10 protein-coding genes are annotated in these 13409 nt (G+C 71.1%); 4 read left to right on the top strand and 6 right to left on the bottom strand.

The window, feature by feature from the left end:
• Nucleotides 1-221: 221 nt before the first annotated feature.
• Nucleotides 222-1247, bottom strand: a complete 1026-nt coding sequence (locus tag ACFY8W_RS21555; protein ID WP_391107463.1) for an ATP-dependent 6-phosphofructokinase — start codon at nt 1245-1247, stop codon at nt 222-224.
• A gap of 269 nt (nt 1248-1516) precedes the next feature.
• On the opposite strand from ACFY8W_RS21555, the gene pta reads away from it, so the two are divergent.
• The 3 genes from pta to pyk all read left to right on the top strand — a co-directional run bounded on the left by pta (nt 1517) and on the right by pyk (nt 6385).
• Nucleotides 1517-3610, top strand: a complete 2094-nt coding sequence (gene pta, locus ACFY8W_RS21550; RefSeq protein WP_391107460.1) for a phosphate acetyltransferase — start codon at nt 1517-1519, stop codon at nt 3608-3610.
• A complete protein-coding gene (locus ACFY8W_RS21545) occupies nt 3607-4848 on the top strand; it encodes an acetate/propionate family kinase (protein WP_391107457.1) in 1242 nt (413 codons plus the stop codon). Before pta ends, ACFY8W_RS21545 begins: the two co-directional genes overlap by 4 nt.
• Nucleotides 4849-4954: 106 nt before the next feature.
• Nucleotides 4955-6385, top strand: coding sequence for a pyruvate kinase (gene pyk, locus ACFY8W_RS21540; protein ID WP_391107455.1), 1431 nt, complete (start codon nt 4955-4957; stop codon nt 6383-6385).
• Between the two features lie 81 nt (nt 6386-6466).
• Here pyk and ACFY8W_RS21535 read toward each other — a convergent pair whose 3' ends face one another.
• The 4 genes from ACFY8W_RS21535 to ACFY8W_RS21520 all read right to left on the bottom strand — a co-directional run bounded on the left by ACFY8W_RS21535 (nt 6467) and on the right by ACFY8W_RS21520 (nt 10657).
• A complete protein-coding gene (locus ACFY8W_RS21535) occupies nt 6467-7708 on the bottom strand; it encodes a hypothetical protein (protein ID WP_391107452.1) in 1242 nt (413 codons plus the stop codon).
• On the bottom strand, nt 7698-8303 hold the full coding sequence (locus ACFY8W_RS21530; protein WP_391107449.1) for a DUF6114 domain-containing protein: 606 nt from the start codon (nt 8301-8303) through the stop codon (nt 7698-7700). The genes ACFY8W_RS21535 and ACFY8W_RS21530 overlap by 11 nt, the downstream gene beginning before the upstream one ends.
• 126 nt (nt 8304-8429) lie before the next feature.
• A complete protein-coding gene (locus ACFY8W_RS21525) occupies nt 8430-9074 on the bottom strand; it encodes a DUF6230 family protein (RefSeq protein ID WP_391107447.1) in 645 nt (214 codons plus the stop codon).
• A gap of 617 nt (nt 9075-9691) precedes the next feature.
• Entirely contained in the window at nt 9692-10657 is a 966-nt protein-coding gene (locus ACFY8W_RS21520) for a tetratricopeptide repeat protein (RefSeq protein ID WP_391107445.1), read from the bottom strand.
• Between the two features lie 274 nt (nt 10658-10931).
• On the opposite strand from ACFY8W_RS21520, the gene ACFY8W_RS21515 reads away from it, so the two are divergent.
• The gene (locus tag ACFY8W_RS21515) at nt 10932-11558 is read left to right on the top strand and encodes a TetR/AcrR family transcriptional regulator C-terminal ligand-binding domain-containing protein (protein WP_391107443.1); all 627 of its coding nucleotides are present in this window, start codon (nt 10932-10934) and stop codon (nt 11556-11558) included.
• Nucleotides 11559-11652: 94 nt separating this feature from the next.
• Here ACFY8W_RS21515 and ACFY8W_RS21510 read toward each other — a convergent pair whose 3' ends face one another.
• Nucleotides 11653-13353, bottom strand: coding sequence for a methylmalonyl-CoA mutase family protein (locus ACFY8W_RS21510; RefSeq protein WP_391107440.1), 1701 nt, complete (start codon nt 13351-13353; stop codon nt 11653-11655).
• Nucleotides 13354-13409 lie beyond the last annotated feature (56 nt).

The following is a 13409-nucleotide window of genomic DNA, read 5'->3' as shown; positions in this document are numbered from 1 at the left end:
ATCGCGGCGCGGGGCTCAAGCATGGATTCGGCCCCGATCGTCCACGGGGGGACGATCGGGGCCGTGGGCCGGGCTGTGCCGTGCCGGGCTGTCCGGGACGACGGGGCGGGACGCATGCGGGACGGAGGTCCCGTACCGCGGGCCGGAAGGCCGTCCCGCTCGCGCGCCCCGCCGTCCCGTCCGTCGGGGAGTCCTGGTCGGGAGGTCGGGGCGTCGTGGCGTCAGAAGACGGACTCGGCCTCGCGCATCCGGTCCGCCGGGACGGTCTTCAGCTGGGTGACGGCCTCGGCGAGCGGGACCATCTGGATGTCCGTGCCGCGCAGCGCGGTCATGTTGCCGAACTCGCCGCGGTGCACGGCCTCGACGGCGTACCAGCCGAAGCGGGTGGCGAGCACCCGGTCGTACGCGGTCGGGGTGCCGCCGCGCTGCACGTGGCCGAGGATGACGGGCCGGGCCTCCTTGCCCAGGCGCTTCTCCAGCTCGTAGGCGAGGGCGGTGCCGATGCCCTGGAAGCGCTCGTGGCCGAACTGGTCGATCGCGCCCTTGCCGTAGTCCATGGTGCCGTCGGCGGGGTGGGCGCCCTCGGCGACGCAGATGACGGCGAACTTCTTGCCGCGGTCGAAGCGCTCCTCGACCATCTTGACCAGGTCGGCCGGGTCGAAGGGGCGCTCGGGCAGGCAGATGCCGTGGGCGCCGCCGGCCATGCCGGACTCCAGGGCGATCCAGCCGGCGTGCCGGCCCATCACCTCGACGACCATGACGCGCTGGTGGGACTCGGCGGTGGTCTTGAGCCGGTCCATGGCTTCGGTGGCGACGCCGACCGCGGTGTCGAAGCCGAAGGTGCGGTCGGTGGAGGAGATGTCGTTGTCGATGGTCTTCGGGACGCCGACGACGGGCACGCCGGCGTCCGCCAGCATCCGGGCGGCGGTGAGCGTGCCCTCGCCGCCGATCGGGATCAGCGCGTCGAAGCCGCTCTTCTCGATGAGTTCCTTGGCGTTGTCGCAGGCGGCGGCGAAGCGGGCGCGCTCCAGGCGGGAGGAGCCGAGGATGGTGCCGCCGCGGGCGAGGATGCCGCTGACGGCGTTCAGGTCGAGGGGGCGGTAGCGCCCGTCGAGCAGGCCCGCGTAGCCGTCCTCGAAGCCGATGACCTCGTCTCCGTAGTGCGTCACGGCCCGGTGGACGATCGACCGGATCACTGCGTTCAGGCCGGGACAGTCGCCGCCCGCTGTCAGAACTCCGATGCGCATCGTGCCTTGTCTCCTGCTCGGTAGTGGTACGTGTGAGCCGCGTCGATTCTCACACGGTCGGCGGTGCGGGCGCGCTCGCTGCTGCTCCGCGCGTCCGGCGCGGAAGGGCCTTCGGGGGCCTTTGGTCCCACTCCTTCGGGCCCTTCGCCCAGCGGGCGTCCTATCCAGCCGCAGGGGTATTGTCAAGAGGGCATTGCCACCCTATCGATGGTTTTTGAACACACTCGCTTGACGGGCAACCCGCAGCGATGCGAACAGGAGAGCACGGCGTGACGCGCAGCGTGTACGTGACCGGGATCGACCGCGGGGACGGCCGGCAGGTCGTCGAGCTGGGAGTCATGGAGCTCCTCACCCGCCAGGTGGACCGGGTGGGAGTGTTCCGCCCGCTGGTCCACGACGGACCCGACCGCCTGTTCGACCTGCTCCGCAGCCGCTACCGGCTGACCCAGGACGCGGCCAGCGTGTACGGCATGGACTACCACGAGGCCTCCGCCCTCCAGGCCGAGCAGGGCACCGACGAGCTGGTCTCCCGGCTGGTGGACCGCTTCCACGCGGTGGCCCGGGACTACGAGGTCGTCCTGGTCCTCGGCACCGACTTCGCCGCCACCCAGCTGCCCGACGAGCTCGCGCTCAACGCGCGGCTCGCCAACGAGTTCGGCGCCTCCGTGATCCCGGTGGTCGGCGGCAAGGGCCAGCCCGCCGAGTCCGTACGGGCCGAGGCCCGCAACGCCTTCCGCGCCTACGACGGGCTCGGCTGCGACGTGCTCGCGATGGTCGTCAACCGGGTCACGGGCGACGACCGGGCGGCGATCGCCGAGCGGCTGTCCGCCCGGCTGCCGGTCCCCTGCTACGTGCTGCCCGACGAGCCGGCGCTCGCCGCGCCGACCGTCTCCCAGATCACCCACGCGCTCGGCGCCTCCGTCGTCCTCGGCGACGACGCCGGGCTCGCCCGCGACGCCCTCGACTTCGTCTTCGGCGGCGCCATGCTGCCGAACTTCCTCAACGCGCTGACGCCCGGCTGTCTCGTGGTCACGCCCGGGGACCGCGCCGACCTGGTCGTCGGCGCGCTCGCCGCGCACTCGGCCGGCACGCCGCCGATCGCCGGTGTGCTGCTGACCCTCAACGAGCGGCCGAGCGACGAGATCCTCACCCTGGCCGCCCGCCTCGCACCCGGCACCCCGGTCATCTCCGTACCGGGCAACAGCTTCCCCACCGCCGCCGAACTCTTCGCGCTGGAGGGCAAGTTGAACGCGGCCACGCCGCGCAAGGCGGAGACCGCGCTCGGTCTCTTCGAGCGCCACGTCGACACCGCTGACCTCCTCAAGCGGCTCTCGGTGGCCCGCAGCGGCCGGGTCACCCCGATGATGTTCGAGCACGAGCTCCTGGAGCAGGCCCGGACCGACCGGCGTCGGGTGGTGCTGCCCGAGGGCACCGAGGAGCGGGTGCTGCGCGCCGCCGACGTGCTGATCCGCCGCGACGTGTGCGACCTGACGCTGCTCGGCGACGTCGAGGTGATCCGCAAGAAGGCCGCGGACCTGAGCGTGGACCTCGGCGGCACCCAGCTGATCGACCCGCAGACCTCGGAGCTGCGCGACGCCTTCGCCGAGAAGTACGCGCGCCTGCGCGCCCACAAGGGCGTCACCGTCGAGCTCGCGTACGACGTGGTGTCGGACGTGAACTACTTCGGCACCCTGATGGTCGAGGAGGGCCTGGCCGACGGCATGGTCTCCGGCTCGGTGCACTCCACGGCCGCGACGATCCGCCCCGCCTTCGAGATCATCAAGACCAAGCCGGACGCGTCGATCGTCTCCTCGGTCTTCTTCATGTGCCTGGCCGACAAGGTCCTGGTGTACGGCGACTGCGCGGTCAACCCGGACCCGAACGCCGAGCAGCTCGCCGACATCGCCGTGCAGTCGGCGGCCACCGCCGCCCGCTTCGGCGTCGAGCCGCGGATCGCGATGCTCTCGTACTCGACCGGCACGTCCGGCTCCGGCGCCGACGTCGACAAGGTGCGCGAGGCGACGAAGCTGGTCCGCGAGGGCCGCCCCGAGCTGAAGATCGAGGGCCCGATCCAGTACGACGCCGCCGTCGAGCCCTCCGTCGCGGCGACCAAGCTGCCCGGCTCGGAGGTGGCCGGCCAGGCCAGCGTGCTGATCTTCCCGGACCTCAACACCGGCAACAACACCTACAAGGCCGTACAGCGCTCGGCCGGCGCGGTCGCCGTCGGCCCGGTCCTGCAGGGCCTGCGCAAGCCCGTGAACGACCTCTCGCGCGGCGCGCTCGTCAGCGACATCGTCAACACCGTCGCCATCACGGCGATCCAGTCCCAGGTCCCCGCCGAGGGTCAGGAGGCCACCGCATGACCAACCCCAGCCCGACCGCCGGCCCCCAGGCCCCCACGCGCGTCCTCGTCCTCAACTCCGGCTCCTCGTCGGTCAAGTACCAGCTCCTCGACATGAGGGACGGCGACCGTCTCGCGGTCGGTCTGGTCGAGCGGATCGGCGAGGCGACCTCGCGCCTGGTGCACACCCCGCTGCTCGGCGGCGGTGGCGAGAAGCGGGAGAAGAGCGGCCCGATCGCCGACCACGCGGCGGCCCTGAAGGCGGTCGCCGAGGAGCTGGCGGCGGACGGACTCGGCCTGGACTCCCCCGAGCTGGCCGCGATCGGCCACCGGGTGGTGCACGGCGGGCTCCGCTTCACCGCGCCGACGGTGATCGACGAGGAGGTCCTCGCCGAGATCGAGCGGCTCGTGCCGGTGGCCCCGCTGCACAACCCGGCGAACCTCACCGGCATCCGCACGGCGATGTCGCTGCGCCCCGACCTGCCGCAGGTCGCGGTCTTCGACACCGCCTTCCACACCACGATGCCGGAGTCGGCGGCCCGCTACGCGATCGACGTGGAGACCGCGGACGCGCACCGGATCCGCCGCTACGGCTTCCACGGCACCTCCCACGCGTACGTCTCCCGGGAGACCGCGAGACTGCTCGGCAAGGCGCCGGAGGAGGTGAACGTGATCGTGCTGCACCTGGGCAACGGGGCCTCCGCGTCGGCGGTGGCGGGCGGCCGCTGCGTGGACACCTCGATGGGACTGACCCCGCTGGAGGGCCTGGTCATGGGCACCCGCTCGGGCGACGTCGACCCGGCGGTCACCTTCCACCTCATGCGGAACGCGGACATGTCGGCGGAGGAGGTCGACGTACTGCTGAACAAGAGGTCCGGGCTCGTCGGACTCTGCGGCGACAACGACATGCGGGAGATCCGGCGGCGGATCGACGAGGGCGACGCGCGCGCGGCGCTCGCGTTCGACATCTACGTCCACCGGCTGAAGAAGTACATCGGCGCCTACTACGCGGTGCTCGGCCGGGTGGACGCGGTGGCGTTCACGGCCGGTGTCGGCGAGAACGCGGCACCCGTACGCGAGGCCGCCATCGCCGGGCTGGAGGAGCTGGGCCTCGCGGTGGACGCCGGCCTCAACGCCGAGCGGGCGGACGGGGCGCGGATCATCTCGCCGGAGTACGCACGGGTCGCGGTGGCCGTCGTACCGACCGACGAGGAGCTGGAGATCGCCCGGCAGAGCTACGCGCTCGTGAGCGACACGTGAGCGAACCGTCGCCCGGAGGAGTGAACGCCTGAGCGGCACCCCGCCCATTTGTACTTTCCACCAGACGGAATATTCCGCCGTGAAACAAACCGATAGGATCCGCCTCATGCGCCGTTCCAAAATCGTCTGCACGCTGGGCCCCGCCGTCGACTCCTATGAGCAGCTGAAGGCTCTCATCGAGGCCGGCATGAACGTGGCCCGATTCAACATGAGCCACGGGACCCAGGCAGAGCACCAGGAGCGGTACGACCGTCTCCGCAGGGCGGTGGCGGACACCGGCCGCGCCGTCGGTGTGCTCGCCGACCTCCAGGGCCCCAAGATCCGTCTGGAGACCTTCGCGGAGGGACCGGTCGAGCTGGTGCGCGGTGACGAGTTCACCATCACCACCGAGGACGTCCCCGGCGACAAGTCCGTCTGCGGCACCACGTACAAGGGCCTGCCCGGCGACGTCTCCAAGGGCGACCAGGTCCTGATCAACGACGGAAACGTCGAGCTGCGCGTCGTCGAGGTCGAGGGCCCGCGGGTCAAGACCATCGTCGTCGAGGGCGGTGTCATCTCCGACCACAAGGGCATCAACCTGCCCGGCGCCGCGGTCAACGTCCCGGCCCTGTCCGAGAAGGACGTCGAGGACCTCCGCTTCGCGCTCCGCATGGGCTGCGACATGGTCGCCCTGTCCTTCGTCCGCGACGCCGACGACGTCAAGGACGTCCACAAGGTGATGGACGAGGAGGGCCGCCGGGTCCCGGTCATCGCCAAGGTCGAGAAGCCGCAGGCCGTCGAGAACATGGCGGCCGTCGTCGCCGCGTTCGACGCCGTCATGGTGGCCCGCGGCGACCTCGCCGTGGAGTACCCGCTGGAGCGCGTCCCGATGGTGCAGAAGCGCCTCGTCGAGATGTGCCGCCGCAACGCCAAGCCGGTCATCGTCGCCACCCAGATGATGGAGTCGATGATCACCAACTCGCGGCCGACCCGCGCCGAGGCGAGCGACGTCGCCAACGCGATCCTGGACGGCGCGGACGCGGTCATGCTCTCCGCCGAGTCCTCGGTCGGCGCCTACCCGATCGAGACCGTGAAGACGATGTCGAAGATCGTCGCCGCGGCCGAGGAGGAGCTGCTCTCCAAGGGCCTGCAGCCGCTGGTCCCCGGCAAGAAGCCGCGCACGCAGGGCGGTTCGGTCGCCCGCGCGGCCTGCGAGATCGCCGACTTCCTGGGCGGCAAGGCGCTGATCGCCTTCACCCAGTCCGGCGACACGGCCCGCCGGCTCTCGCGCTACCGCGCGTCCCAGCCGATCCTGGCCTTCACGACGGACGAGAGCACCCGTAACCAGCTCACGCTGAGCTGGGGCGTCGAGTCCTTCCTCGTCCCGTTCGTGAGCAACACCGACGCGATGGTCGACCTGGTCGACGCGGAGCTGCTCAAGCTCCAGCGCTACAACGCCGGCGACACGATGGTCATCACCGCCGGTTCCCCGCCCGGCGTCCCCGGCAGCACCAACATGGTGCGGGTGCACCACCTCGGTGGCGACGAGAAGAAGTGAGACATGACGAGGGCCCCCGTCCGGATCGGACGGGGGCCCTCGTCATGTGCGGCTCCCGGAAGGGTCCTGGCGGGCCGGCGGTCAGCTCGGCTCGATGGTGTTGCGCAGTCCCGGGACCTTGAGCGTGCCGCCGAACTGGCCGGCCTGCTCGATGCGGGCGTTGGTGAACACGGCCCACGGCACGTCGAGCGGCGGCGGGGTCTCGGGGCTGAAGGTGACCGGGATGAGGCCGAAGAGGTTGCCCTTCAGCTCCTCCGTGTACATGGTCACCGTGCCGCCGCGCATGGTCGACGTCGAGCCCGGGTTCGAGCGGACGTGGCCGGTCAGACCGTCGGAGTGGACCGTCAGCTGGTGCAGGTCCTTGATGTCCACCTCGTCCGCGGTGAACTTGAGGGCCTTCTTGATCTTGCCGCTGCCGGTCTTCACCTCGACGATGCCGTGGTACTTGAGACCGCGCAGCTCCAGCCGGGTGGTCTGCAGGATCCACGGCTCGTCCGGGAGGAGCGGCATGCCGCTCTCCAGCTCGGCGGCGGCGAGCGCCTCCGGGTCGGCCTCGGGGCACGGGAAGCGGGGCTTGGCGCCGTCGGGGATCTCCTCGTCCTTCTTGGCGTCGAGTCCCCTGGCGTCCTCGGACAGCTCCTCGGTGGCGGCACCGGCCTTGTCCGCGGCGGCCTTGATGGCCTCCTTGGTCTTGTCGGTGACCGTGTCCTTCTTCGGGGCCGCCGTCTCCTTCGGGGCGTCCGGGGTGCCGGTCGTCGCCGTCGCGGTGGGCTCGGGCGCGGACGTCGTCGCGGTGGGCGTGGGCGCCGCCGTCGTCTTGTCCGGTCCGTCGAAGAGGTCCTTGAGCGCGTCGCCGACGCCCAGCGGGTCGAGCGGGTCGGCCGACTTGGTCGCCGTCGGGGTCGGGCTCGCCGTGGTGGTCACGTGGGGCGCGGGGGCCTGCGGCAGCGTGGTCGCGCCGGAGGTCGCCGTCGGCTCGGGCTCGGCGGTGGCCGAGGTCTCCGGCTCGGGCTTCTCGGTCGCGCTCGCGCTCGCCGTCGGCTTCGGGCTCTCCGTCTCCGCGGGCTTGGTGGTCTCCTCGGCCGTCGGCTCGTCCGAGCGGGTCACGCACGGGCCGGGGGCGAACGGGATGTCCGTGGAGTCGTCGGCGAGGGCGAGCCGGGGTGCCAGGCCCATGCCCATGAGCACGGCGGTGGGCATGGCCGCGAGGGCCATGGCCTTGCCGGCGGGCACGCCCATCTTGGTCAGCAGCGACTTGCGCGGGGCCGCGTGGCGCGGTCCTCTCGGCGTCTGCGCCGCCGACTGTGTCTCGTCACCCCGCACTGTTCCTCCCGCCGTTGGCTTCGATCGTCTTCCCGGCCACCGGTGCCTCGAAGCCCTGCTGGGGGATCAGGGGCTGCGTCGTGCCGGTCGTGCCGTCGTGCATGTGCTCGCCCGGGTCGGTTCCCGGCTGCCCGGCACCCTCCGCGGGTTCCGCCGCCCCGGCCTGCTCCGGCACGGTCGCCGCGGTGTTCTCCTCGGCCGCGGCCGGATCGGCCGGTGCCCACGAGGCGGACATGCCGCCGCCGACGAGCGCGAAGAGGAAACCGACGACCAGACCGCCGAAGTTCGACACGGGGATGGAGATGAGCCCGAGCACGATCGCCGCGACGCCCGCGAAGACCCTGACGATGGGCTGGAACCACATCGTGAGGCCGAGCGTGATGAGCAGGACACCGATGATCAGCGCACCGGCTCCGGCGGTGGTCTTCATGGCGAGCGTGACGTTGCCGAGCCGCATGTCCCCGTACGGGAGGTAGGCGATCGGGATGCCGCCGATGATGGTGAACAGGCCCGCCCAGAAGGGCCGGGACTGCCGCCAGACCCGGAACCGGTTCTCGTGGGGGACTCCGCTGGAAGCAGTGGTCTCGGCGCTCATGGAAACAGCTCCCTGAAAGCGGTGTTGCTGAGAAAAGTGGTGAAAAGGGCATACAGCCGGAGCGGGTGGGGGCCGCACACGACGGCCCCTCACCCTGGGGGCGTCAGTCCTGGAGGGACGTCTGCCTTAGAAGCACTCGGCCGACTTGCCCCGGTGCAGGGACAGGTTGAGGTCGGGCAGCTTGAAGGTGCCGGCGGTGGTCGCCCACGCCTTCTGCTCGACGTTGGAGAGCTTCGCGGTCTCGGCGCGCTGGCCGAAGCCGTACGGGTTGGCCCGGGTACCCGGCTGGATGCCCGGCTTGCCCGGGGCCTTCGCCAGGTTGCCGGCGGCCACGCCGATGTCGATGTTGCCGAACTCGGCGTCGGTCTTCAGCGAGGAGACATCCAGGTAGATGTTCTTCGCGTAGACCTTCTCCTCGCCCGTGCCCGCCGTCAGCTGCAGCGTCACGTCACCGACGAACGGGACGTTCGGCGTCACGACGGACTGGCACATCTTGGTGATCCAGGCCTCGGAGAAGCCGGACACGGCGACCGGAGCGGCGAAGTCCTTGCCCTCCAGGTCCTTGCCCGCGTCAACGCTTCCGTACTGCACGAAGTCGTTGCCGACGAGGCTGTCGGCCTTCACCTTGAACTCCTGGCCGGAGATGCTGAAGGACGCGGCGAGCGCGCCCTGGGCCAGGCCGACACCGATCGCGGCCGTCGCGGCCACGCTCGGCACCATGACGACGGCGAACCGCTTCCATCTGGTCCCGCCACGAACCTGGGACTTCATGAGAATTCCTCCTTCTCGGACGTACATCTCCGGATGGGCCCAGGGCCCGTCCTGGGATGGGAGAAGTGCTACGTCCTCGGGAAGGAGAGCGCCGAGGGCTCAGGCGGCACGACGCGCGTCCGAATCACCGGCGATCACCCCCGAGCGACAACCACTGGCCGCGCGGTCCGCGCGGCCGGATTGGACAGGCCCTGCCGATCAGAGCAGGAACCCCCCTGTCCACGACCGGCGACGTCGTCGCCGGCCCGCTCGGTGGGGACCCTCCGCCGCGCGCAGTCGGCGGGTTCGCCGGGCTGGTGCGGTGTCGGACCGAGCGTCGCCGATCGTGGTCCATTCCCGGCGCCCGCACAAGGGGGTTCGTTACTGGCTAGTAACGGCCTGATAACCACGGCACGACGGGCCGGTACCGTCCGGCAACGCAGGGTGCCGCCACGTGGCGCGACAAAGGATGATGAGGACGGAGAAATCCGGACAGATTTCCGGGTTCGATTTACTGCAAGTAACAGCGGCCGCGATTACCAAGTTTTGGTAAAGCGCGGCCGCCGAATGTCACCGTGTCGCCAAATCGTCCCGTTCCGCGGGCCCCTCCGGAGCCCTGACGGGAAGCGGCGCGCGGCTCAGAAGAGGGCGCTCGCCAGGGCCTGTCGGGCGGCCGTCACGCGCGGGTCCTCGGGACCGATCACCTCGAAGAGCTCGAGCAGCCGGAGCCGCGCCGCGTCCCGGTCCTCGCCGGCCGTGCGGCGCACCGCGTCCACGAGCCGCCCGAACGCGTCCTGGACGTGACCGCCCACCAGGTCGAGGTCGGCGGCGGCGATCTGCGCGGCGACGTCCGCCGGGTTGTCGGCCGCGTTCTTCCGCACCGCCTGCGCGTCCACGCCCTGCACCCGGGACAGCAGTTCCGCCTGGGCGAGCCCCAGCTTGGCCTCCGGGTGCTCCGGGTCGTCGACGAGCACGTTCTTGTACGCCTGGACGGCGCCGGCCAGGTCGCCCGCGTCGAGTGCGGACATGGCCGCCTCCAGCAGGGCGTCGTACGGACCGGCCGGGACGCCGGCGCTCGGCGCGCCCCCGGCGTCCGGGTCGACCTGGATGCCGGTGAGGCCGAAGCGCTCCTCGGCGACCTGGACGAGCTGGTCGAGGGTCTGGCGGATCTGCGCCTCGGGGGCCGCGCCCTGGAAGAGCGGCAGCGCCTGACCGGCGACCACCGCGAAAACGGCCGGAATTCCCTGGATGCCGAACTGCTGCATCAGCATCTGGTTGGCGTCGACGTCGACCTTGGCGAGCAGGAACCGGCCGTTGTACTCGACGGCCAGGCGCTCGAGGAGCGGGCTGAGCTGCTTGCACGGCTCGCACCACTCGGCCCAGAAGTCGATCACGACCGGGACCTCGGCGGAGCGCTGGAGCACGTCGCGCTCGAAGCCCGCCTCGTCGACGTCGATCACCAGGGCGGAAGGGGCGACGGCCGGCGTACCGCCGTGCCGGGCGGCCTCGGCGCGCGCCGCCTCGGCCTTCGCCTTGGCCTCGCCGGCCGCCTTCACCGCGGCGAGGTCGACGACGCCGCTCATGGACATGTTTCGGGGCTGCATGCCTACATCCTCCCCCCTCCGCGCGCGTAACCGGTAAGCCATGGCCGAACCGTGCCGCCCGGTGGCCGGACAACACGGTTCCCCCTGTGTGTTGCACTGTTCGTGTGCGCCGGGTCCCCACCTGGCGCAGTGGTTGTCGCGAGGGCCGCTCAAGCCTTTCGCTACGGGTCGTAGCGTAATGGCGAGCCCGGTCCCGCGGGGAGGGTCGGGCCGTGAACTGCCTCACATCTCCGGCCTCTGGCGCAATACCTACCGGCGGGTATGGTCGACGTCCATGTGTAGCCGCACCCGTTCCCGAAACCGAACCGGACGACCGCGCTCCGCGGAGGCCGGCACGGCCATCCTGGAGGCGACCCGGGCGGTTCTCGTGGAGCTGGGCTGGTCCAAGCTGACCATGGGCGACGTGGCGACCAGGGCCGGTGTCGCCAAGACCACGCTCTACCGGCGCTGGGCCAACAAGAACGAACTCGTGGTGGACGCCGTCGCCGTCCTCTTCGATGAACTCGAACTGCCCGATCTGGGTTCCCTCCAGGCCGACATCGAAAACGTCGTGCTGCAGTTCGGCGCGCTCCTCGAACGCCCGGAGACCAAGACGGCCCTCATGGCGGTGGTCGCCGAGTCCACCCGCGACGAGCCGCTGCGCGAGCGCATCCGCGCCTCGATCGTGGACCGCCAGAAGCGCCTGGTCCTGGAGGGCCGCCAGCGCGCCCAGGAGCGGGGCGAGCTCCCGGAGAAGCGCGATCCGGCCACCGTGGCGGCCGTCGACGACCTCATCTTCGACGTCGTCGCGGGCGCGGTGGTGCACCGCGCCCTGGTGAGCGCCGAGCCGGTGGACGAGGCGTGGGTGCGGCGGCTCACGGCCCTGCTGCTCGGCGGCCTCACGGCGGCGGCGGAACTGTAGGTCCGCAGGGGCGGGCGCGGAGCCGGGGCACCAACGCCGACGCCCCCGCACGACCGGGCAGGTCGTGCGGGGGCGCTCCGGCCGGAACGTGCGGCTAGAAGCCGGCCGGCTCGACGTAGACGCCCCACTCGTCGCGGAGCACGTCGCAGATCTCGCCGAGGGTGGCCTCCGCCCGTACGGCGTCGAGCATCGGCGGGATCATGTTGGAGCCGTCCCGGGCCGCGGCCAGCATCGCGTCCAGGGACGCGCGGACCTTCGCCTCGTCGCGGCGGCCCTTGCGCTCGCCGAGCACCCGGACCTGCTCCCACTCGACCTCGTGGCTGACCCGCAGGATCTCCAGGTCGCCGGTGACCGAGCCGTGGTGCACGTTGACGCCGACGACCCGCTTCTCGCCCTTCTCCAGGGACTGCTGGTAGCGGAAGGCGGACTCGGCGATCTCGCCGGTGAACCAGCCGTCCTCGATGCCGCGCAGGATGCCGGAGGTGATCGGACCGATCGGGTGCTTGCCGTCGGGGTGCGCCCGCAGCCCGCGCTCCTTGATCTGGTCGAAGATCTTCTCGGCGTCCGCCTCGATCCGGTCGGTCAGCTGCTCGATGTACCACGAACCGCCCAGCGGGTCGGCCACGTTGGCCACGCCGGTCTCCTCCATCAGCACCTGCTGCGTGCGCAGGGCGATCTCGGCGGCCTGCTCGCTGGGGAGCGCGAGGGTCTCGTCGAGGGCGTTGGTGTGGAGGGAGTTGGTGCCGCCGAGCACGGCCGCGAGCGCCTCGACCGCCGTGCGCACGACGTTGTTGTACGGCTGCTGGGCGGTGAGCGAGACACCGGCGGTCTGGGTGTGGAAGCGGAGCCACTGCGCCTTGTCGGTCTTGGCGCCGTAGACCTCCTTCATCCAGCGGGCCCAGATCCGGCGGGCGGCACGGAACTTGGCGATCTCCTCGAAGAAGTCGAGGTGCGCGTCGAAGAAGAAGGAGAGGCCGGGGGCGAAGACGTCCACGTCGAGGCCGCGGGAGAGGCCGAGTTCGACGTAGCCGAAGCCGTCGGCGAGGGTGTAGGCGAGCTCCTGCGCGGCCGTGGCCCCGGCCTCGCGGATGTGGTAGCCGGAGACCGAGAGCGGCTTGTACGCGGGGATGCCGGCCGCGCAGTGCTCCATCAGGTCGCCGATCAGGCGCAGGTGCGGCTCGGGCGGGAAGAGCCACTCCTTCTGCGCGATGTACTCCTTGAAGATGTCGGTCTGCAGCGTGCCGTTGAGTACGGCCGGGTCGACGCCCTGGCGCTCGGCGGCGACCAGGTACATGCAGAAGACGGGCACGGCGGGCCCGGAGATGGTCATGGAGGTGGTCACGTCGCCGAGCGGGATGTCCTTGAACAGGACCTCCATGTCGGCGGCGGAGTCGATGGCGACGCCGCAGTGGCCGACCTCGCCGAGGGAGCGCGGGTCGTCGGAGTCGCGGCCCATGAGGGTGGGCATGTCGAAGGCGACCGAGAGCCCGCCGCCGCCGGCGGCCAGGATCATCTTGTAGCGCTCGTTGGTCTGCTCGGCGTTGCCGAAGCCGGCGAACTGGCGGATGGTCCAGGTGCGGCCGCGGTAGCCGGTCGGGTGCAGGCCGCGGGTGAAGGGGTACTCACCGGGCCAGCCGATGCGCTCGAACCCTTCGTACGTGTCGCCCGGCCGGGGCCCGTAGACCGGGTCGACCTGGTCCCCGGAGAGCGTGGTGAAGTCGGCGTCGCGCTTGCGGGCCTTGTCGTAACGGGCCTGCCAGCGACGGCGGCCTTCCTCGATGGCGTCAGCGTCCATGCTTCGAATTTACTAGGACGTCCTAGTAAATGTCGATGGCAAACCCCCGCACATCC

Source organism: Streptomyces sp. NPDC012637, from assembly GCF_042954805.1.
Classification (GTDB): domain Bacteria; phylum Actinomycetota; class Actinomycetes; order Streptomycetales; family Streptomycetaceae; genus Streptomyces.
Note: the sequence above shows the minus strand (reverse complement) of the source record. Positions and strands in the feature narration are given on the sequence as shown.

Coding starts and splice junctions, on each gene's coding strand:
- pyk (WP_391107455.1), top strand. CDS start 4,955: ATGCGCCGTTCCAAAATCGTCTGCACGCTGGGCCCCGCCGTCGACTCC.
- ACFY8W_RS21530 (WP_391107449.1), bottom strand. CDS start 8,303: ATGAGCGCCGAGACCACTGCTTCCAGCGGAGTCCCCCACGAGAACCGG.
- ACFY8W_RS21525 (WP_391107447.1), bottom strand. CDS start 9,074: ATGAAGTCCCAGGTTCGTGGCGGGACCAGATGGAAGCGGTTCGCCGTC.
- ACFY8W_RS21510 (WP_391107440.1), bottom strand. CDS start 13,353: ATGGACGCTGACGCCATCGAGGAAGGCCGCCGTCGCTGGCAGGCCCGT.
- ACFY8W_RS21515 (WP_391107443.1), top strand. CDS start 10,932: ATGTGTAGCCGCACCCGTTCCCGAAACCGAACCGGACGACCGCGCTCC.
- ACFY8W_RS21520 (WP_391107445.1), bottom strand. CDS start 10,657: ATGCAGCCCCGAAACATGTCCATGAGCGGCGTCGTCGACCTCGCCGCG.
- ACFY8W_RS21545 (WP_391107457.1), top strand. CDS start 3,607: ATGACCAACCCCAGCCCGACCGCCGGCCCCCAGGCCCCCACGCGCGTC.
- ACFY8W_RS21555 (WP_391107463.1), bottom strand. CDS start 1,247: ATGCGCATCGGAGTTCTGACAGCGGGCGGCGACTGTCCCGGCCTGAAC.